General features: G+C 76.1%; 12 protein-coding genes, 3 tRNA genes and 1 pseudogene. 10 read left to right on the top strand and 6 right to left on the bottom strand.

Going from position 1 to position 20,504, the window contains the following annotated elements; all coding sequences use genetic code 11:
• Positions 1–474 precede the first annotated feature (474 nt).
• Positions 475–1,767: pseudogene (locus AB0C76_RS28230) on the bottom strand (SpoIIE family protein phosphatase); the annotation flags it as partial.
• Positions 1,768–1,914: 147 nt separating this feature from the next.
• Positions 1,915–3,372: an FAD-dependent oxidoreductase gene (locus AB0C76_RS28235; protein WP_359970966.1), complete on the bottom strand. Its 1,458-nt coding sequence runs from the start codon at positions 3,370–3,372 to the stop codon at positions 1,915–1,917.
• Between the two features lie 487 nt (positions 3,373–3,859).
• Here AB0C76_RS28235 and AB0C76_RS28240 point away from each other — a divergent pair, with 487 nt between their 5' ends.
• Both AB0C76_RS28240 and AB0C76_RS28245 read left to right on the top strand, forming a co-directional pair.
• The gene (locus AB0C76_RS28240) at positions 3,860–4,732 is read left to right on the top strand and encodes a helix-turn-helix domain-containing protein (RefSeq protein ID WP_359970967.1); all 873 of its coding nucleotides are present in this window, start codon (positions 3,860–3,862) and stop codon (positions 4,730–4,732) included.
• Between the two features lie 391 nt (positions 4,733–5,123).
• A complete protein-coding gene (locus tag AB0C76_RS28245; protein WP_359970969.1) occupies positions 5,124–7,496 on the top strand; it encodes a sigma-70 family RNA polymerase sigma factor in 2,373 nt (790 codons plus the stop codon).
• A gap of 28 nt (positions 7,497–7,524) precedes the next feature.
• Here AB0C76_RS28245 and AB0C76_RS28250 read toward each other — a convergent pair whose 3' ends face one another.
• The 3 genes from AB0C76_RS28250 to AB0C76_RS28260 form a co-directional block, all read right to left on the bottom strand.
• Entirely contained in the window at positions 7,525–8,229 is a 705-nt protein-coding gene (locus AB0C76_RS28250) for a DsbA family oxidoreductase (RefSeq protein WP_359970971.1), read from the bottom strand.
• A gap of 76 nt (positions 8,230–8,305) precedes the next feature.
• Positions 8,306–8,827: a universal stress protein gene (locus tag AB0C76_RS28255; RefSeq protein ID WP_359970973.1), complete on the bottom strand. Its 522-nt coding sequence runs from the start codon at positions 8,825–8,827 to the stop codon at positions 8,306–8,308.
• 285 nt (positions 8,828–9,112) lie between these two features.
• The gene (locus AB0C76_RS28260; RefSeq protein WP_359970975.1) at positions 9,113–11,284 is read right to left on the bottom strand and encodes an asparagine synthase-related protein; all 2,172 of its coding nucleotides are present in this window, start codon (positions 11,282–11,284) and stop codon (positions 9,113–9,115) included.
• Between the two features lie 799 nt (positions 11,285–12,083).
• On the opposite strand from AB0C76_RS28260, the gene AB0C76_RS28265 reads away from it, so the two are divergent.
• The 8 genes from AB0C76_RS28265 to AB0C76_RS28300 all read left to right on the top strand — a co-directional run bounded on the left by AB0C76_RS28265 (position 12,084) and on the right by AB0C76_RS28300 (position 19,697).
• Positions 12,084–13,511 (top strand): MFS transporter, encoded by a 1,428-nt coding sequence (locus AB0C76_RS28265; RefSeq protein WP_359970976.1) that lies wholly within the window; start codon positions 12,084–12,086, stop codon positions 13,509–13,511.
• 140 nt (positions 13,512–13,651) lie between these two features.
• Complete coding sequence (gene lhgO, locus AB0C76_RS28270; RefSeq protein ID WP_359970978.1) at positions 13,652–14,887, top strand: L-2-hydroxyglutarate oxidase; 1,236 nt, start codon at positions 13,652–13,654, stop codon at positions 14,885–14,887.
• A gap of 166 nt (positions 14,888–15,053) precedes the next feature.
• Complete coding sequence (trmB, locus tag AB0C76_RS28275) at positions 15,054–15,884, top strand: tRNA (guanosine(46)-N7)-methyltransferase TrmB (protein ID WP_359970980.1); 831 nt, start codon at positions 15,054–15,056, stop codon at positions 15,882–15,884.
• A gap of 114 nt (positions 15,885–15,998) precedes the next feature.
• On the top strand, positions 15,999–17,288 hold the full coding sequence (locus AB0C76_RS28280; protein ID WP_359970982.1) for a PrsW family intramembrane metalloprotease: 1,290 nt from the start codon (positions 15,999–16,001) through the stop codon (positions 17,286–17,288).
• A 97-nt stretch (positions 17,289–17,385) separates the two neighbouring features.
• A tRNA-Met gene (locus tag AB0C76_RS28285) sits at positions 17,386–17,459 on the top strand.
• Positions 17,460–17,686: 227 nt separating this feature from the next.
• A tRNA-Met gene (locus AB0C76_RS28290) sits at positions 17,687–17,760 on the top strand.
• 191 nt (positions 17,761–17,951) lie between these two features.
• Positions 17,952–18,025: transfer RNA gene (locus tag AB0C76_RS28295), tRNA-Met, on the top strand.
• A 505-nt stretch (positions 18,026–18,530) separates the two neighbouring features.
• Positions 18,531–19,697: a hypothetical protein gene (locus tag AB0C76_RS28300; protein WP_359970984.1), complete on the top strand. Its 1,167-nt coding sequence runs from the start codon at positions 18,531–18,533 to the stop codon at positions 19,695–19,697.
• On the opposite strand, the gene AB0C76_RS28305 is transcribed toward AB0C76_RS28300, so the two are convergent.
• Positions 19,694–20,473 (bottom strand): hypothetical protein, encoded by a 780-nt coding sequence (locus AB0C76_RS28305; RefSeq protein ID WP_359970986.1) that lies wholly within the window; start codon positions 20,471–20,473, stop codon positions 19,694–19,696. The two genes, AB0C76_RS28300 and AB0C76_RS28305, sit on opposite strands and share 4 nt — an antisense overlap.
• Positions 20,474–20,504: the final 31 nt, after the last annotated feature.

Below are 20,504 nucleotides of genomic sequence, written 5' to 3' on the forward strand. Positions count from 1 at the left end.
CGCTGTTGAGTTCTCAAGGAACGGACGCTTCCTTCGAGCCGCCTTCCAGCGGGCCCTCCGGGCGCTTCGTTCTTTCGTGTTTCCAGCTTATCAGATGTTCTCCGCTCCGTTTTCCGGGGCTTCGTCATCCAACTCGCCGGTGTCTTCCGGGACTTGACGCCCCGTCCGACGTTTCAAACTCTAGCCGATCCCCGCTCCGAAAAGCGAATCCAGCCGAAGTCCGACCGCAATCCAATAAAACGCGCACGCCGAATACGAACCGAGCCGCGACAAGACGCGGACCAGCCCGGACCGGGAAGTGGTGTTTCAGAGGATTGGCCGCCCCGGGACCGTCCGCGCCGATGCGTGTCCGGTGCTCCCTGTCAGGCAACTCGAAGAACTCTAGACCTCTCCGGAGACCGAGTCAAGCGCGGGTTCCCGCTCCTCGGGGGCCTCTTCGGGGGCCTCTTCGGGGGCCCCCTCGGCGGTCTCGGCGGCCGGCAGCTGGAAGGCCAGGACGGCCACGTCGTCGTCGTGTTCCGACGTCACGCCCATTGCTCGGAGCAGACGGGCGCAGATCACCTCGGGGGCGCCGATCGCGCCGGTCAGGGTGCGGGCGAGGAGGTCGAGTCCCTGGTCGATGTCCTCGTCGCGGCGCTCGACGAGTCCGTCCGTATAGAGGACGCCGGTCGTGCCGGGCAGGAGGCGCAGGGTGTGCGAGACGTGCATTCCGCCGCCGGTGCCGAGGGGCGGGCCGTTCTGCTCCTCGCTGCGCAGGATGGTTCCGTCGGGGCAGCGCAGGAGCATCGGGAGGTGGCCGGCGGAGGCGTAGGAGAGGGTGCGGCGTTGCGGGTCCCAGACGGCGTAGGTGCAGGTGGCGATCTGGTTGGCGTCGATCTCCATGGCGAGGCCGTCGAGCAGGCGCATGACCTCGTGCGGCGGGAGGTCGAGGCGGGCGTACGCGCGGACGGCGGTACGCAGCTGGCCCATGACCGCGGCGGCGCGCAGTCCGCGGCCCATCACGTCGCCGATGACGAGCGCGGTGCGTCCGCCGTCGATGGCGATCACGTCGTACCAGTCGCCGCCGACCGCCGCCTCGGCACCGCCGGGCTGGTAGGTGGCGGCGACGCGGAGGTCGGCGGGCTGGTCGAGCTTCTGCGGGAGCAGGCTGCGTTGGAGGGTGACGGCGGCCTCGCGCTGGCGGCGTTCGGCCTCGCGGAGCCTCGCGGCGGCGAGGACCTGGTCGGTCACCTCGGCGGCGAAGATGAGGACGCCGGCGGGCGGGCCGTCGGTGGGGACGTCCCGGGAGTCGCGGGAGTCGCGGGGATCGCCGGTGCCGAGCGGGACGCAGGAGACGTTGTAGTAGCGGTTGCCGGTGAGGCCGAGGATGCAGCGCGCCTTGACGCTGCGGGGCCGGCCGCCGCGGATGACCTGGTCCATGAGCGGCAGGACGCCGAGGGTGGCGAGCTCGGGCAGGGCCTCGCAAGCGGGCAGGCCGGTGGGGCGCTCGCCGAAGAGTTCACGGTAGGCGCGGTTGGCGTAGGCGAGCTGGTGCAGGGCGCCGTAGGTGACGGCGACGGGGGCGGGGATCCGGTTGAGGACCTCGCGCAGGTGCTGGGGTTTGTGCGGGTCGAGGAGTTCGGCCGCGGTGGCGAGGCTGGTCGGGTCGCGCGGGCCGGGGACCACGACGTCGCCGGAGGGCACGCCGTCCTCCGTGCCGACCGCGGTCTGCGGGGCGGCACGCCAGGGGACTCCGGTGAGCCGGGCGCTCCAGCGCATGAGGTTCAAACGACGGCCGCTTCCTCGTTTTCCAGTCATATCATCACTTTTTGTGTACACATCAGCACACGGGGTAATGACTCGGTTGGGGCTGATCCTGTCAGGCGGAGGGCCGATTCCGGAAGTCGCGCGCGCTCGGCGTGGCCGTCCGGTCCGTCACGCCGGGGCGTCCGGCCCGCGTTCGGGGCGCGGTCCGAACCCCGCCTCGAATTCCGAACGTGGATGCTCCAGCGTGCCGAGCGAGACGACTTCCCGGGAGAACAGCCCGCCCAGCACCCAGTCCATCAGCACCCGCACCCGCCGGTCCGCGCTCGGCAGTCGCCGCAGGTGCCGGGCGCGGTGCAGCCACCAGGCGCGGCGTCCGGTGAGGCGCCCGCCGCGCCTGGTGTGGGCGACGGCGCGGCGCAGGCCGAGCGAGGTCGAACAGGCCGCCGGGCCCGGCCGGTACGCGGCGAGGCCGGGCGAGTGCGGGCCGCTCTCCAGGGCGACGGCGACGTTGCGGGCGAGCAGCTCGGCCTGGGCGAAGGCGTGCTGGGCATTGGGCGCGCAGGGGGCGCCGTCCGCGTGCGGGTCGGGCACGGCCGCGCAGTCGCCGGCCGCCCAGACGCCGGGCAGCGCGCGTCCGTCCGGGCCGACGACCTGGAGGGTGGGCAGGCAGCGGACACGGCCGGCCGTGTCCAGCGGCAGGTCGGTGTCGCGCAGCAGCGGGGACGGGCGCACGCCGGCCGTCCAGACCAGGGTGCGGGCCGCGAAGCGGCTGCCGTCGGAGAGGGCGACGACCTGGCCGGCCGCGGATTCCAGCGTGGTGCGCAGCCGGACGTCCACGCCGCGTTCGCGCAGCTGACCCAGGGTGTGCGCGGCGAGTTCGGGCGACTCCTCGGCGAGGATCCGGTCGGTCGCCTCGACCAGCACCCAGCGCAGGTCCTCCGGGGCGACGTTGTGGTAGCCCCGCACCGCGTACCTGGCCATGTCCTCCAGCTCGGCGAGTGCGCCGACGCCCGCGTACCCGGCGCCGACGAAGACGAAGGTGAGGGCGGACTGGCGCAGGGCCGGGTCACGGGTGGCGGACGCGAGGTCCAGCTGTTCGAGGACGTGGTTGCGCAGGCCGACCGCCTCGGCGACGGTCGAGAAGCCCCGGCCGTGCTCGGCGAGGCCGGGCACCGGAGCCGTCCTGGAGACCGAGCCGGGCGCCACCACTAGGATGTCGTACGGGAGTTCGAGTGGCGTCGGGGCCTCGCCGGGGGCCGCGGCGTCGGCCAGGGCCCGGCGGGCGGCGTGCTCGATCCGGGTGATCCTCGCGGTGAGCACCCGGCAGTCCGGCAGGGCCCGGCGGAGCGGCACGACCACGTGCCGCGGGTCGATCGAGCCGGCCGCCACCTCTGCGAGCAGCGGGTGGTACGTGAGGTACGCCTGGGGCTCGACGACGGTGATCTCCACCTCACCCCGGCGCAACCGGTCGCGCAGGCCGCGCTGGAGGTGGAGCGCGGTGGCCGTCCCGGCGCAGCCGCCTCCGGCGATCAGGATCCTTATGGTGCACCTCCGGACGGTGTCGCGTTCGCATGGTGTTCCGTCCCGGTCGCGGAGTCCGGGCCGTCCCCCGTTCGGGGGGGGCATCCCCCCGACGCGCTCCCCTATGAAGGACCGTGGGGGGCCGTCTTGTCCACAGTCCGTACGGGGCCTGATGCGGCGCGAGTGACCGGTGTGGCCAGTTGTGCTGCCCGGGCGACTTTCTGACGCACTTTCGGCTTCGGAGAGCCGTGAACTATGGTCGGATTGTGTGCCGGAGCGGCCACCGCCATGACAACCGGCGGCGACGCACCGTGGAGCGGCCACTACGGCCAGTTCCAGCGTTGGCGCGAGAACCCGACTGCGGGACAGTCATCCGGGGAAGGGTAGTTCCCGGACGAGGCCTCGGACGGTGCCGACGCGCCGAGCCGGACGCGTGGCCCGGCCCGGTGGCACGACCGTGGTCACCGGAACGGGACGGGCGGCACGAGCAATGGGTCATCAGGTCACTTCTGACGGGCTGAGCTTGCACCGGGGGGTGCAGGGGCGGGCGACGACAGGGTCCGGGATCGGACGCCTGCGGGGGAGAGTTGAGATGATGGATCAGGAACAGATGTTGGGGCGGGCGGGTGCACCGCACGTCGTCCAGAGCACGGTGCCGGAGCAGCGCGGACCGGTGGAACTGCCTCCGCAGCACGCGGTGTCGGCGGTCTCGTACGCCGGTGTCCCGTACCGGGCGGAGCCGTCGCAGGCCGCCGTGCCGGGCGCCCGGCTGCGGGTGGACGCGCGGCGCAACCTGGAGAGCGTGCTGCGCGCCGCCCGGGAGGTGTTCGGCGAATTCGGTTACGGCGCACCGATGGAGGAGGTCGCCCGCCGCGCCGGGGTCGGCGTCGGCACGGTGTACCGGCGCTTCCCGAGCAAGGAGGTGCTGGTCCAGCGGATCGCCGCCGAGGAGGTGGCCTGGCTGACCGCACAGGCGCGCGAGTCGCTGTACGGCGGCGGCGGTGCCTGGGAGTCGCTGGCCGGGTACCTGGCGCGCGCGGTGAGCACGGGCGCCGGGCGGCTGCTGCCGCCGGAGGCGTTCCGGTACGCCGAGGAGCTGGGGCGGGTGCCCGAGCAGCGGGCGCCCGAACAGGCACTCGCCGCCCGGTTCGACCTGCACGGCGACGAGGCGCGGACGGCGGCCGAGGCGACGGCGGCGGACGCCGATCCGCGGCTGCTGCTCCAGCTGCTGGCCGCCCTGGTGGCCCGGGCGGGCGCGGCGGGCGAACTGCGGCCGGGCGTCACGGTCGCGGACGTCGTCCTGGTGCTGACCGCGTCGGTGCCGGTGCACGCGGCGCGGACGGTACCGGCGGTGGCCGGGGTGCCGGGCGTCGTGGTCGGCGGCCCGCAGGCGGACGGGCACGCGGTGGCCGGGCCCTCGGACCGGCTGCTGCAGATCCTGCTGGACGGCCTGCGGGCGCGTTGACGGCCCACGGGCGGGCTCACGCCCGCCGGGACCGGTGATCCCGGGCACGGCCTGCGGGTCGACCGGGCACGGCGGGCTGCCGTGACCGGTAAGGGAGTTGAACGAGTGACCGGCGCGCGGGCAGTGGGCGCGCGCCGGGTGCGGGCGTCGCACAACCGACTGTCGCGCGCTGGGCGAACACATCCGCGACGTCCCCTCGGAAGAGTGGGTACCGGCCGGTCCGGCTACCGCCCTTCCCTGCGCTATGCCATCCTTTGCCCGTGGTTGGAGCCAATGTCCGGATGCGCGCCCTTCGAGCGCCGTCGGCGCCGTACGACGGGGGACCGTGCGCTCACGCACGCCCGCGTGCTCTGCCGCGTCACGGGGGCCGTCGTGGAGTCTGGGGTCCGTTGTGAGCGCCGAGGAACAGAACGACTACGGATACGGGCTCGACTTCGGCCGCGCTGACGGCCACGCCGACGGCCGTGCCGACGGTCACCCGGGCGGTTCGCCGGACGGCGCCGCCGGCGCTCCCTCCGGCGGCCCGGCGGAGGGGTCCTCCGACGCATCGTCCTCCGGCGTGCCCGGCCGCGCGTCCGGCCAAGTTCCCGGCAGCGCACCGGGATCGGCCACGGGACCGGCCACCGGCCACGTCCCCGACCAGGCCGGGATGCCCAGCCGCGAGTCGCTGTCCGCCTCCGCCGCCGCCCTCCCGCCGGGCCGGGTGCCCGGCCAGGCACCGGCCGGCCGCGGTGGCGTCGCCCCCGAGGCCTTCGTCGGCGGCAGCCGCCGCGCGCGTCCCACGGTGCCCGCCCCCGCCAACCCGGTGGACGGCGAGCGCCCGCCCTCCGACGCCGAGTTGACCGCCCGGGTGCGGGCCGGCGACGACACCGCATACGAGGAGATCTACCGCCGGCACGTCGACTCCGTCCGCCGCTACGCGCGCACCTGCTGCCGGGACAGCTTCACCGCCGAGGACCTCGCCGGCGAGGTGTTCGCCCGCACCCTGCAGGCGCTCAGGGCGGGCAAGGGCCCCGAGTTCGCCGTCCGCGCCTACCTGCTGACCGCCGTGCGCAACGTCGCCGCGGCCTGGACCCGCAGCGAGCGGCGCGAACAACTCGTCGACGACTTCGGCGTGTTCGCCCAGAGCTCGGCCGCCGTCGTCGACCTCGACCTGGCCGACCCGGGCGCCGACGCCTGGGCGATGGCCATGGCCGACCAGCGCATGGTCATGCAGGCCTACGCCGAACTGCCCGAGGACGACCGGGTCGTGCTCTGGCACACCGAGGTCGAACGCGAGTCCCCGAAGACCGTCGCGGTGATGCTCGGCAAGACCGCCAACGCCACCGCCGTCCAGGCCCACCGGGCCCGCGACCGCCTGGCCGCCGCGTTCCTCCAGGCCCACGTCTCCGGCAGCCAGGACAGCGCGTGCGAGGGGTACGCCAACCGGCTCGGCGCGTACGCGCGCGGCTCGCTGCGCAAGCGGGCCTCGGCGGACGTCGGAGGGCACCTCAAGGAGTGCGACCGCTGCACCGCGGCCTACCTCGAACTGTCCGAGATCAACACCGGTCTGCGCGCGCTGCTGCCCGGCGGGGTGCTGGTCTGGGTCGGCGTCGGCGGATTCGGTGCCGCCGCGGCCGCGGTGGGAGGTGCCGCGGCGGTCGGTGGCGCCGCCGTCGGGACGGCCGCGGCGACGGCCGGGTCGACGGCCGGCACGGCGGGAGCCGCCGTCGGGTCCGCGGCCGGTACCGGTGGTGCGGGTGCCGGAGCCGGTGCTGGTGCGGCCGGTGCCGGGGGTGCCGCCGGCGGGAGCGGGTCCGGGGCCGGCGCGGTCGCCGCGGAGGGCCTCGGCACGGCGGCCAAGGCCGGCATCGCCGCCGCCGTCGCGGTGGCGGCCGCCGCCGTCGCCGCCTACGCGCTCACGGCCTCGCCCGAGGCCAGGCCCCCGGTCTCGGCGCCCACCGCGTCCGCGGCCCCCGCCGCCCCGGTCCCGGAGCCGCCCGCGCCCGCGCCCGCGGTACCGGTACCCGCGCCGAGCAGCGCCGCACCGGCACCCGTGCCGCCGCCCGCCCCCTCCCCCAAGCCGACACAGACGCCGACGTCCGTCCCGAGCCCGGCGGCGCGCAAGGCCACGCCGCCGCCCGCGACCACGAGCGCGCCGGCCCCGACGCCCACGCACACCCGCCCGGTCGTCACGCCGCCCGCCGTACCGGTCCCCGAGACGCCGGTCGTGCCCACGCCCGAGGTGCCGCCCGTCCCGAGCCCGACCGTCCCGACCCCGACCGTGCCCCCGGTGCCGACGCCGACCGTCACGCCGCCGACGCCGCCCGGGCCCACCGACTTCTGGGCCGACTCGCTGCCCGTCCACAAGCCCGGCAGCACCCGGCTCCCGCCGCCCGGACCCGCCATCCGGCAGAAGGGCACGGACTGGTTCTGGCAGCACGGCGGCGCCTGGATCGGCGGCGAGTACCACCCGCACGCCCTCACCGTGCACGCCCCCGCCGCCACACAGATCGACCTCGACCGCGCCTGCACGTCCTTCGACGCCGTCGCCGGCCTCGACGACCTGACGGTGTCGCCCGGCGGCGTCGTCTTCTCGGTGCAGGGCGGCGACGGCAGCACCCTGTGGCGCTCCCCCGCGCTCGCGGCCGGGGACGACGCGGTGCCCGTGCACGTGCCCCTCGCCGGGCAGACGTCGATCCGGCTGGTCGTCACGCCGGTGCACGGGGTCTGGTCGGCACTGAACGTGGCCGACTGGGCGGAGGCCCGCTTCAGGTGCTCCTGAAGCGGGCCTCCGGGGGGCTCGGTGACGGTCAGATGGCGCAGGCGCCGTCCGCGCAGGCCTCCCCGGCCGGGGCGACCTGGACGGGGAGCGGCCTGCGCTCGCCGATCTCGGCGGCCACCTGCTCCAGCACCTGGCGGAAGGTCTCGGCCTCCTGGCCGCCCTGCACCGCCCACTTGCCCTCGAACACGAAGGTCGGGACGGCGGTGATGCCCAGCTCCCGGGCCTCCGCCAGCTGCGCGCGCACCTCGGCGGTGCCCTCGTCGCCCGCGAGGTAGGGCGCCACGCGCTCGCGGTCCAGGCCCGCGGCCACCGCGACGTCCGTCAGCGCGGCACGGTCGCCGACGTCGACGCCGTCGGTGAAGTGCGCCTTCAGCAGCGCCTCCTTCAGCCGGCCCTGGGCGGCGGCGCCGTACTCCGTCTCCGCGAGGTGCAGGAGGCGGTGCCCGAGGAACGTGTTCGCGTGCAGCGCGGCGTCGAAGTCGTACGTGATGCCCTCGGCCCGGCCCAGCTCGGCGACGTGGGCGTCCATCGCGACGGACTGCGGGCCGTACCGCTCGGCCAGCCACTCCCGGTGCGGGCTCGCCGTCGCCGGCGCGTCCGGGACCAGCTGGTACGGCCGGTAGACCACCTCGACGCCCTCCTTGCCCGCGAAACCGTCCAGCGCCTCCTCGAAGCGGCGCTTGCCGATGTAGCACCAGGGGCAGGCGATGTCGGAGTAGATCTCGACCTTCATGACGGGGGCTCCAGGGGTGGGGGTGCGTCTGACGAGATAGGTGAACGGTGAACCATCTCGGGACATTCCCGGCGACTCAGACCTGTGACGGCGCCGGCACCACCAGGACCGGGCAGGCCGCGTGGTGGACGGCGGCCGTGCTCACCGAACCCAGGAGCAGCCGGTTGAACCCGCCGTTGCCGCGGGTGCCGAGCACCAGGGTGTGCTGGCGGGTCGACGCCTCCAGCAGCACCTCGATCACGTTCCCCAGCACCACGTGCAGCGACAACTCCCCCGCGTACGGCCGCGAACGCTGCTGCTGCACGGCGGCGACGGACCGGCGCAGACCGTCCGCCATGCTCTCCACCAGCGTCTCGACGCTCTCCCGCACCAGCTCCGCCATCCCGGGCGGGTAACCGGCCGGCGCCGGGTTCACCACCGCGAGGACGTACAGCGGCAGGCCGAACAGCTCCGCCTCCGTCATCGCCCGGTCCAGCGCCCACAACGACCCGTCCGACCCGTCGCACGCCGCCAGCACCCCGGGCGCCCGCCCCGTCGGCGGCCGCCCGAGCACCGACAGCACCACCGGCACCGGCTCCTCCTGGCTCACCCCGACCACGACCGCCTCCTCACACCCGCGCTCAACGGCAACCCCGCCATCATCACCCGCCCCGCACGGGGGGCCGCCGAGCCGCGCGGCGGGGGCGGGCGGCGATCCGCAAGGGGTGGTCGGGGGCGCAGGCTTTCCGGTGGCCGGGTGCGGCTGGTGACGAGTCGGCCAAAGGGGTGGGGCGCGTGGTGCTCGTGGTGCGCCCGGGCGGTTTGGGGCCGGCGGGGGCGTGGGGTGCTTGGGGTGCGCCTGGGCACGTGGGGTGAAGCGGGGCGGGGAGACGGCGGGCGGGGTTCAGGAGGTGAGGGCGGGGTGGGTGGGCTGGGGAAGACCGGTCCAGCAGGCGCCGTGGCGGCGGGCGCGGACACGGCGGAGCCAGAGTTCGGTGGACACCAGGTCGGCGAGGCCCGCGAGGGCGTGCGGCGAGCGGAGGGTGGCGGGGTCGGCGAGGCCGGCGCGAACGGCGGGGAGGTCGATCAGGCCGGCTTCGGCGAGGAGGGGGGCGTCGAAGAGTTCGGCCAGGCCGTCGGCGGCGAGGCGCAGGCCCGCACGGGCGGGGGCGGTGCGGTCGGGGCGGGGGCCGCGGCCCCAGTCGGGCGGGAGGTCGGTGCGGCCGGCACCGGTGAGGACGGCGTGCAGGAGGGCGTGCCGGGCGCCGGGCTGGAGGCGGACGTCGTCGGGGAGGAGGCGGGCGGCGCGGACCACCTGGTTGTCCAGGAAGGGGGCGTGGAGGCGCTGGCCCGGCTGTTCGGCCGCGTGGACGAGCGTGCGGAAGGAGCGCGCCTGCCGGTAGAGGGCGTGCCGGGCCCGTCGCGCACCCGGGTGTTCCTCGGGCGCTGGTCGGCGCGCCGCCAGGCGGAGCCGCAGGGCGACCGCGGAGAGCGCGTCGTCGGAGAGCCAGCGGGCCGCCGGACCCGGGACGCACCAGGCGAGGTCGCCGGCCGAGCGGTGGCCCGCCGTCCCGCCGCCGCCGGGGACGTGCCGGGCCGTCAGCTTCGCCGCGGCGTCGTCCAGCGCCTCCGCGTAGCGGATCCGGGAGAGCCGGTGGGCGGCCCGGACGACGGTGAGCGGGGTGCGCAGCGCACCCGTGAGGACGCCGGCCGCGGCACGGTCGACACCCGCCAACGCCGCGACGGGCGGCAGGAGTTCGCGGGGCCGTCCGGCCCGGATGAGGTCGGCGAGCCGGGCCGGGTGCCCGTCGAGCACCTGGCGGGCGCCGTAGCCGGTGAGGTGGTCGGTGCCGCCGGCGTCGAAGCGGGCCTCGGCGCGGGCGGCGGCGACGAGTTCGGGACCGGGTTCGTCGGTGAGCCGCCCGGACTGCGGGTCGGTGCGCAGGCTCGCGTACGGGAGGGCGTCGGGGCCGGGGTCGAGCACGGTGTGCCGCAGCCGGGGCGTGTCGGGGGCGAGCGCGAGGGTGGCCGGGGGTTCGGTCTCGCCGAGCGTGACGGCGGCCAACTGTTCGGGGGCGGCGGGCTCCCGGGCGGCCGAACGGGCCCAGGAGCCCTTGACCGCGCCCGTCCGCGCACCGCCCGTCCGCACGCCGCCGGCCGTCGCCGCGCCGGGCTCCCGCCCGCTGCCCGGAGGCACGGACGGCTGCGCCGGCTGGGGCGCGGGCGGCAGGGGCACCGCGGCGGCGAGCAGGGCGACGGTCGCGGACGCGGTGCCGTACGACAGGTCGACGCCGAGCCGGGGGCGTCCGCCGCCGGGCGGGGCGGGCGCGGTGGTGCGGACCCGGGAGCGGACGGATTCCAGCAGGGCGCGGGTGAGTTCGCGCACCGCGGGCGCCTCGCCGCGCGGCTGGTCGGCGCCGCCGGACTCGTCGTAGGCGTCGAGGTAGGGCCGGCCGCCGCGGACGGCGAGCACGTGGCCGGGCGGCACCCGCTGGACGCCGAGGTACGGGGTTCCGGTGCCGAGGGCCTCGGGCGACTCCGGGCAGGCGAGCCGGGCGGCGAGGTGGCCGGTGTCGAGGGGCGCGCCGACCAGGTCGGCGAGCGGGAGGGCGGCGGTGGCGTACGCGGTGCCGCCGCACCAGGGGGTGTGGAAGACCGGCTGGGCGCCGGCCAGGTCGGTGAGCAACAGGGTGGAGCGGGTGCCGGTGCGCAGCACGACGGTGTAGCTGCCGGGCCAGGCGGTGAGGTGGCGGACGGCGCCGCCGCGGGCGGCGGCGAGACCGGCGGCGAGTTCGGCGTCGGTGGCACCGCAGTGGCCGAGGACGGCGAGCCGGGTGGTGGCGGGGGTGTCCTCGACGGGGTCGGGGGCGGCGAAGCCGCCGGTGACGGCGGCGCGGGCGCCGGGCCGCAGGGTGACGAGGCGGATCTCCTCGGGGCGCCAGTCGCCCACCGCCCAGAGCGGGTTGGCGCCGGTCCAGAGGGTGTGCGCGGCGATCGGCGCGACCGTCGCGAGCGCTTCGTGCGCCGGTGCGCCCGCGCGGGGAGCGCCCGTGCTCCAGCCCGTCAGCCACCGCATCGCGCCTCCACCGGACGAGGACCTGCCGCCGTGCGGCACGTCCTCCGGCGGGCAGCCCCGGGCCGGCTCGTCGCGTGCGCCGCGGCGGCTGCCCGGTCCGTTCCGGCGCGCCGTCAGGAGACATCGTGCCACCGGTTGGCGCCGCGGTGACCGGTGTTGTCGGTTCCGGTTGCGCGCCGCGGGAGTTCGGGGCCCGGGCACGCGGGCCGTGCGGGTCCGGAGCGACGGCGGACGCACCCCTCGGCGCGGCGGTGCGGCCGGTGCCGGCGTGCGGCCGGATCCGTTCGGTGGGCGGTGGGCGTCGTCCCCCGCCGGGCGGGCCGGGCCTCCCCCTCCATGGCCCGGACCGCCCGCGAGGACGCCTTTGGCATGGGCATCGCGAGATGGCCGAAAGGCGTCGTCGAGCCCGGGAGGGCATCCGCATGCCCTCCCGGACTTCGCCGCCACCCGCGGGGATTGAGGTGGCGGCATCCCCCGGCCCGCCGGGTCCTCGACGGCGGGCCGACCCACGACCACCAGCGAATCGCCGCGCCGCCGGTCGGGCCAGGGGGCACGGCCGGGCGCACGTGAACACGGGACCGGAGCACGACGCTCCGGCGCGCGGCACCCCCGGCCCGTTCCGGGCGGTTCCGGCCCGGCTCCGCGAACTCCCGGCGCGGGGGCGCCGGGTGCGCGATCCCGCCATCCGGAATGAGGCCTCTTAACCGTCGGAACGCGTCCGACTACTCTAGGTACAGCAGCTACGGCCCGGTGCCGCCCGGGCCCCGCGCACAAGGCCGCAGGAGGTGCCGCCGCCACCATGACCGTCAGCCCACGAGGACCGAACGAACGGCTCGGCACGCTCCTGTCCCTCGCCCAGATCAGCAACGCGGGGCTGGCCCGCCGGGTCAACGACCTCGGCGCCCAGCGCGGGCTGACGCTGCGCTACGACAAGACCTCGGTGGCCCGTTGGGTGGGCAAGGGCATGGTCCCGCAGGGGCCCGTCCCGCACCTGATCGCCACCGCCATCGGCGGCAAGCTCGGCCGGCCCGTCCCGTTGGAGGAGATCGGGCTCGGCGACACCGACCCGGCACCCGAACTCGGCCTGGCCTTCCCCCGCGAGGTCTCCGAGGCGGTCCGCTCGGCCACCGACCTCTGGCGGGTCGACCTCGACCTGCGCCGCGGGCCCGGCGGCGGGCGCTGGAGCGACAGCCTGGCGGGCACCTTCTCGGTCGCCGCCTACGCGACGCCCGTCTCCCGCTGGCTGATCAACCCCGCGGACGGCTCGGTGGCCCGCGACGTGCCGCGCGCCGCGAGCGAGTCGGCGCCCTTCCGGGTCGGCCACTCGGACGCCGCCAAGCTCCGCGAGGCCGCCCAGGAGGCGCGCCGCTGGGACTCCAAGTACGGCGGCGGGGACTGGCGTTCGTCCATGGTTCCGGAGTGCCTGCGGGTGGAGGCGGCACCGCTGCTGCTCGCCTCGTACAGCGACGCGGTCGGCCGGGCGCTGTTCGGAGCGACGGCCGAACTCACCAGGCTGGCCGGGTGGATGGCCTTCGACACCGGGCAGCACGAGGCCGCCCAGCGCTACTACATCCAGGCCCTGCGCCTGGCCCGGGCCGCCGCCGACGTGCCGCTCGGCGGCTACGTGCTCGCCTCGATGAGCCTCCAGGCGGGCTACCGCGGCTTCGCCGAGGAGGCGGTGGACCTCGCGCAGGCCGCCCTGGAGCGCAACCGGGGCCTCGCCACCGCCCGGACGATGAGCTTCTTCCACCTGGTGGAGGCACGGGCCCAGGCCAAGGCCCGCAATGCGGCGGCGTGCGCGACGGCGCTCGGCGCGGCGGAGAGCGCACTCGAACGAGCGCGCGCCGGTGATCCTGATCCCTCGTGGATCGACTTCTACGCCTACGACCGCCTCGCCGCCGACGCCGCCGAGTGCTTCCGGGACCTCGGGGTGCCCTCCAAGGTGCGGCAGTTCACCCGCGAGGCGCTGGCCAAGCCGACCGAGGGCTTCGTCCGCTCGCACGGACTGCGGCTCGTCGTCTCGGCGATGGCCGAGGCCGAGGCGGGCAACCTGGACGCCGCGGTCGCCGCCGGCGAGCGCGCCGTCGAGGTGGCCGGCCGGATCTCCTCGCAGCGCAGCCGGGAGTACGTGGTCGAGATGCTGCGCCGCCTGGAGCCCTTCCAGGGCGAGCGGCGGGTCCGCGAACTGGCCGAGCGCGCCCGGGCGGTGATCGTCGCCCCGGCGTGACCGCCTCGCGCGCGCCGGGGGCCGTCCACCGGCTCGGGCACCCTCGACCGCTCCCGCCCGCCGTGGCAGCATCGGCGGCGAACTCGGCCCCGCGCCCGGCGACGGGCGGGGGCCGGCCGGGCGGACTGCGAGGAGCGGCAGTGACGTACGACTTCGACGTGCTGGTGGTGGGCGGCGGGATCGTCGGGCTCGGGACGGCGTACGCGCTGACGGCGGCCCGGCCGGAGCTGCGGATCGCGGTGCTGGAGAAGGAGCCCGGCTTCGCCGCCCACCAGACCGGGCGCAACAGCGGGGTGATCCACAGCGGCCTCTACTACCGGCCCGGCTCGTACAAGGCGCGGTTCGCCGTGGCGGGCGCCGCCGAGATGGTCGACTTCTGCCGCGAGCACGGGATCCCGCACGAGGTGACCGGCAAGCTCGTCGTCGCCACCCGCACCGACGAACTGCCGCGCCTGGCGGCGCTGGCCGAGCGCGGGCGGGCGAACGGCATCCCGGTCACCGAGCTGGACCGGGCCGGGATCGCCCGCCACGAGCCGGAGGTCACCGGCCTGGCCGGACTGCACGTCGCCACCACCGGCATCTGCGACTTCCCGGCCGTCGCCACGGCCTACGCCCGGCTGGCCCGGGAGGCGGGCGCGGTGCTGCGGCCGGGCTGCGAGCTGCGGGCCGTGGACCGGCGGGCGGACGGGGTGACGGTGCAGACCTCCACCGGCGAGCTGCACTGCCGGGTGCTGGTGAACTGCGCCGGGCTGCACAGCGACCGGATCGCCCGGCTGGCCGGCGACGACCCGGGCCTGCGGATCGTGCCGTTCCGCGGCGAGTACTACGAACTCGTCAAGGAGCGCCGCGAGTTGGTGCGCGGCCTGGTCTACCCGGTGCCCGACCCGGCGTTCCCCTTCCTCGGCGTGCACCTCACCCGGGGCGTCCACGGGGACGTCCACGTCGGCCCGAACGCCGTGCCCGCGCTGGCCCGCGAGGGGTACGACTGGCGAACGGTCCGCCCGCGCGAACTGGCCGGGACGCTGGCCTTTCCCGGCACCTGGCGGATCCTGCGGCGGCACTGGCGGTACGAGGTCGGCGAGCTGCACCGCTCGCTGTCCAAGCGGGCGTTCACCTCCGCCGTCCAGCGGCTGCTGCCCGCGGTGACCGCCGACGACCTGGTGCCGACCACCGCCGGGGTGCGCGCGCAGGCGGTCGCCCGGGACGGCTCGCTGCTGGACGACTTCGCGTTCGCCGGCTTCGACCCGGCCGACCCGCGCTCCCCGCGCCGCCTGGTACACGTCCTCAACGCCCCCTCCCCCGCCGCGACCGCCTCGCTGCCGATCGGCCGGGAGGTGGCCCGCCGGGCGCTGGCCGCGCTGGAGGCGGAGGGGTGAGCGGTGCGGGCACGCGGAGGCGGCCGGCGGGAGGCGGGTGAGCGGCGCGCAGAAGGGCTGGCGAACGGCGCGGCGGGGAGGCGGACCGGCGGCGCGCAGAGGGGCGGATGAACCGCGTCACACGCCCCTCCGGCCGCCCCGCGCGGCCCCGTAGACTCGGGTGATTGTGACTGCCACCGCCCCCATCCCCCAGCAATCGCCGTCCGCCCGCCTGTCCGCCGCGCCGGCCGGCTACCCCGCGCCGATGTACCCGCACAAGGCGACCGAGGCCCAGCACCGCGAGCGGCGCATCCGCAGCTTCCAGCCGCGCCGGGGGCGGATGACCAACGCCCAGGCGGGCGCCCTGGACCGCGGCTGGGAGACGTACGGCATCCCCATCGACGGCACCCCGCTCGACCTGCGCGAGCTGTTCGGCGAGCTCCCGGTGACGCTGGAGATCGGTTTCGGCATGGGCGAGACCACCGCCGCGATGGCCGCCGCCGACCCGACGAAGGGCATCCTCGCCGCCGACGTCCACACCCCCGGCCACGGCAACCTGCTCGGACTGCTGGAGCGCGACGGCTCCGAGAACGTCCGGCTCGCCGCCGGGGACGCCGTCATCCTGCTGCGCGACATGCTGCCGGACGCCTCGCTGGCCGGCCTGCGGGTCTACTTCGCCGACCCGTGGCCCAAGCCCAAGCACCACAAGCGCCGGCTGATCCAGTCCTCCTTCCTCGACCTCGTCCTGCCCCGCCTCGCCCCGGGCGCCCTGGTGCACTGCGCCACCGACTGGGAGCCGTACGCCGAGCAGATGCTCGACGTGCTGTCGGCGTCGCCGGAGCTGGAGAACCTGCACCCCGAGGGCGACGGCACCGGCTGGCTGGAGCCCGCCGACCACCCGGACGGCAGCGTTCCCGGGTACGCGCCGCGGCCCGAGTGGCGGCCCGTCACCAAGTTCGAGCGGGCGGGCATCGCCAAGGGGCACGTGGTCCACGACCTGCTCTTCCGCCGCCGCTGAGCCGTCCGGGCCGTTCGAAAGGCCCGGCCCCGGCCGCCGACGGGCCCGGCGCGAACCGGACGATTCGTCCCGAGTCCTCCCTCCGGGCCCGTGCCGTGGCCTACCCTGAGCCGCGTGAGCAGCCCGTCGGGCGGCGGGTTCCGGTCCACCGTCCGGGCCGCCGCCGAGGCACCGCAGACGGCTCCGCGCACCGGTGGCACCCGGACGATCCCGGGGCCGCGGACGCGCCGGGTCCACCGGTTCCTGCCCTGGCCGGGCACCGCCCGGGCCGCCGTCCCGCGCGCCGGGCGCGCCCGCTCGCTCGCGCTCTCCTCCGTCACCGCGACCGCCGTGCTCACGCTGGGCGCGTGCGGGGTGCTGATCCTGCAGCTGGTCCGGCGGCAGACCGGCACGACCGGGTTGCTGGTCGGCCTCGGGCTCGCGATGGTGCCGCTGCCGTTCGTGCTCGGCGGCCTCGCCTGGCTCAACCTGACCGCCCGCGTACCGCTGCGGCACACCGTGTTCTGCCTCGGCTGGGGCGCCTGCGCGGCGACCACCGTCGCGATCCTCGCCAACAACTGGACCAGCAGCCACCTCACCGGCCACCAGGGCCCGCTCGGCGAGCTGCTGGGCGCCGGCATCGTCACCCCGGTCATCGAGGAGACCGCCAAGGGCACCGCCCTGCTCGTCCTCCTGCTGCCGATCGGCCTGCGCCCGCGCTGCCGCGGCCGACGGGGCGGGCGCCCTTGCGCGCCGCTGCTGCGCCGCTTGCCGGGCCCCCGGAGCCCGCGCCCGTACGCGCGCCGGGCCGCCGGGCCGCACGCCCGCGAGCGGCTCGGACTGCGGCCCTATCTGCGCCCCCTGCCGTACCTGCGGCCCGCCCCGCCGTCCACCGGCTCGGCCGGGCCCGGCCGGACGGCGCGCTCCCGGCCGCGCACGCTGGCAGCCGGAGTGGTGCTCGGCGGGATGGCCGCGTGCGGGTTCGCGTTCACCGAGAACGCCCTCTACCTCGGCCGGGCCTTCTCCAGCGACCAGCAGCAGCGGCTGGACAGCATCGGCCTCGGCGAGCCGCCAAGCCTGCGCGACTTCGACAGCACCGTGCAGACCTTCGTCCTGCGCGGCCTGCTCTCCCCGTTCGCCCACCCGCTCTTCACCGCGCTGACCGGGCTCGGCGTGGCGGTCGCGCTCACCACCCGCCGCCACTGGCTGGCCCGGATCGGCGCGCCGGTCGGGCTGCTGCTGGCGATGGTCCTGCACGGCATCTGGAACGCCGCCGCGGATCTGGGCACGCACGGGTTCCTGCTGGTGTACGCGGTGCTGATGGTGCCCTGCTTCGGTGCGCTGGTCGGCTTCGCGGCGTGGGCGAGGTCGCGCAGCGTGCGGCACGCGGCCCGGCGCCGCAAACGCGCGGCGGTGCCGGGGTGACGCGGCCCGGAAGGGCGCTGACGAACTCCCCGCCGGCTCCCCGCCGGAGAACCGATTTCCCATCCGGGCGCCTTCCCCGTACTGTGGTGTTCACCGACGCGGGGTGGAGCAGCTCGGTAGCTCGCTGGGCTCATAACCCAGAGGTCGCAGGTTCAAATCCTGTCCCCGCTACTCAGTAGCCGAAAGGCCCGGAGGATCCGTCCTCCGGGCCTTTCGCGTTCCCCCGACCACCCCCGACCCCGCCCACGGTCCCGACCCCGACCCCGCCCACGGTCCCGACCCCGACCCCGGCCCCGGCCCCGGCACGGTTTCCGGCACGGTTTCCGGCACGGTTTCCGGCCCCGTTTCCGATCTCGTTTCCCATCCGGGCGCCTTCCCCGTACTGTGGTGTTCACCGACGCGGGGTGGAGCAGCTCGGTAGCTCGCTGGGCTCATAACCCAGAGGTCGCAGGTTCAAATCCTGTCCCCGCTACTCAGTAGCCGAAAGGCCCGGAGGATCCGTCCTCCGGGCCTTTCGCGTTCCCCCGACCACCCCCGACCCCGCCCACGGTCCCGACCCCGACCCCGGCCCCGGCCCCGGCACGGTTTCCGGCACGGTTTCCGGCCCCGTTTCCGATCTCGTTTCCCATCGCGGCGGCTTTCCCGTACTGTGGTGTTCACCGACGCGGGGTGGAGCAGCTCGGTAGCTCGCTGGGCTCATAACCCAGAGGTCGCAGGTTCAAATCCTGTCCCCGCTACTCAGTAGCCGAAAGGCCCGGAGGATCCGTTCTCCGGGCCTTTCGCGTTCCCCCGACCACCCCCGACCCCGCCCACGGTCCCGGCCCCGGCACGGTTTCCGGCACGAGGGTGCTCGAGCGGTCGCGCGAATAATCCGTTGCCCTCCCTCCGGAGCGCTGCCTACAGTGGCGGCACACTGAAAGGAGGTGATCCTGAATTGAGTTCCATCAGGATGCGTGAGGTGGCTGCTCGCTAGAGCCGCCCCTGCCTGCGCAGGGTGGAGCCCTCGGGCTCCCGGCAGGCGAAATCCACAGCAGTCACCCGGCCCGTGGGCTCACCGGTACATCCCCGGTGCCTCGGCGCCTGGCCAGTGCACGGGCCGGCGCGGAGGAGCAGCCCACGGGCCGTCTGCGTTTCTCCGTCCGCCGTCGCCGCGGCACCCCCGGGGCGTGTCCGCGGTGGGACCGCGACGCTAGAGTCGGCCGGGATTCCGGAGCGGAGCGACGCGGGCACAGGGGGTACGCGATGACGAAGGCGCGGCGGCGGACCGGCACGGCGGCCCTGCGGACGGCTCAACGGGCTGCGGCCGCCGTCCTGTTCGGGACGGGCCTGCTGGGCCTGCTGCTCTTCTCGCTCGGCCGTGCCCACGCTTGGCAGGCACTCGGCGGCGGGCTCGTGATCGCCGGGGCGTCGTCGGTCGTCGGCGGTGCCCTCGGCTTCCTGTTCGGGGTGCCGCGGGTGCGCAACGGCTCCGGCGAGCCGCAGGGCTCGTACGCGCCGAACACCAACCTGGAGCAGGTGTCGGACTGGCTGACCAAGGTGCTGCTCGGGGTCGGGCTGACCCAGCTCGGCTCGCTCGGCGAACGGCTGCACCAGCTCGGCACCGCGCTGGCGCCCGCGCTGGGCGGTAAGGACGCGGCGGTGCCGTTCGCGGCGGCGCTGGTGCTGTACTTCACGGTCTTCGGCTTCCTGGCCGGCTGGCTGGTGACCCGGCTCGCGCTGCCCCAGGTGCTGACCGGCGCGGACCAGGCGCTGGACCTCTTCCTGGCCGGGCAGGACCGCGACCGCCACGGCGACAAGGTCGGCGCGGACGACCTGCGGGTGCGTGCGATGCAGCAGCTCGGGGTGCTGGGCGGCAGCGCGGACCGGCCGGGCGCGCTCGCCGCGCAGCTGCCGCCGTCCGCGACGTCGCCGGCGGCCGGACCGGACGGCGTGGTGGCCGAGGTCCGTTCGACCGCGCGCCGCTCGGCGCTCACCGCCGACCGGGTGCGGGACCTGTACGTGGACGGCTCGGAGGGCCGCCGGATCCAGGCGCTCGCGCTCATGCAGGGCGATCCTGCGCTCGCCGACCTGCCGAGCGTGCTGGACGCGATCGAGCACCCGCGCTCGGGCTTCGAGCAGTACCACGCGCTGCTGGCCGCGCGTGGCCTGCTCTCCGGGCTTCCGGGCCCGCAGGCGCAGCGGCTGCGGGACGCGGTGGCGGGGCAGTTGATGCTGCCGGACGGCATTCCGTACGGCTCGGACCGGAGTTGGCTGGCGGAGAAGATCCTGTCCCGGCTGGAGGCGCCGGCCGGCCCGCAGGCCCCTGTCCCCGTGCCCGCTTCCGCAGCCGCAGCCGCAGCCGCAGGCGAACCTGCGGCCGTACCCGCAGTCGTTCCGCCGCAGCAGGCGGATCCGGGGGACGGCTCCTAGACGGTGTGGCCGGCCCCGCGGCGGCGGCGACGGTCGGCGGCCCGCAGTGCGAGGACGCGGCGGGTGTGACCGTCACCGGCGCGCGGGAAGCGGCGGATCTCGCTGGTGACCCGGCGCTCCCCGAGCGCGTACCGCAGGGCGTCGAGGTGGCCGCAGGCGCGGCCGCGGCCGTCGTGCAGCGGGTGGACGAGCACCTCGCCGTCCGGGGAGGTCACCCGCACCAGCTCCACCAGCGCGTTCAACTGCCGTGCCGGGCCGAAGCGTTCGGGGTAGGCGAAGAGCAGGTAGCCGCTCAGGGTGAGGGCGAACGTGCCGTCCGCGAAGGGCAATCGGGGCAGCGCCGCGGCCACGTACCGCTCCGGGTGGGCGGCGGCGTCGGCGACGTACAGCCGGCGGGCGCGGTCCCAGCTGCGCAGGTAGCGGTCGGGCGGGAGCAGCCGCGCGGGCAGGTACAGCTCGGGGCGGGTGGTCATGGCGGCGGCCATCGCGGCCCGGGCGGCGAGCGCGTGGGCGGCGACGGCGGGCGGGGGCAGGGCGTAGGCCGGGTCGGCTGCGATCACGCGGCAGCCGAGGACGCGGGCCTCGGCGGAGAGGCCGGCGGCGCCGCCGGGGCAGTCGAGCACCGGTCCCGGCAGGGCGGCTAACCGGGCCCGGGTGAGGCCGAAGAGCGCGCAGTACTCGTCCAGGGGGCGGGAGGTGACCAGCGGGTCCGGGTCCGGGGCTGGGTCGGCGGCTGGGTCCGCGGCTGGGTCCGCGGCTGGGGTGTCGTCGGCCACCCGGCCATCGCAACACGGGCCGGCCCCGGGC

Source organism: Kitasatospora sp. NPDC048722, from assembly GCF_040650235.1.
In the GTDB taxonomy this organism is placed as follows: domain Bacteria; phylum Actinomycetota; class Actinomycetes; order Streptomycetales; family Streptomycetaceae; genus Kitasatospora.

What these genes read in the sequence shown, in the direction of transcription:
- AB0C76_RS28235 (WP_359970966.1), bottom strand. Translation starts at nt 3,372, where the DNA reads ATGCCCCCCCCGAACGGGGGACGGCCCGGACTCCGCGACCGGGACGGA.
- AB0C76_RS28240 (WP_359970967.1), top strand. Translation starts at nt 3,860, where the DNA reads ATGATGGATCAGGAACAGATGTTGGGGCGGGCGGGTGCACCGCACGTC.
- AB0C76_RS28250 (WP_359970971.1), bottom strand. Translation starts at nt 8,229, where the DNA reads ATGAAGGTCGAGATCTACTCCGACATCGCCTGCCCCTGGTGCTACATC.
- AB0C76_RS28260 (WP_359970975.1), bottom strand. Translation starts at nt 11,284, where the DNA reads ATGCGGTGGCTGACGGGCTGGAGCACGGGCGCTCCCCGCGCGGGCGCA.
- AB0C76_RS28265 (WP_359970976.1), top strand. Translation starts at nt 12,084, where the DNA reads ATGACCGTCAGCCCACGAGGACCGAACGAACGGCTCGGCACGCTCCTG.
- AB0C76_RS28300 (WP_359970984.1), top strand. Translation starts at nt 18,531, where the DNA reads ATGACGAAGGCGCGGCGGCGGACCGGCACGGCGGCCCTGCGGACGGCT.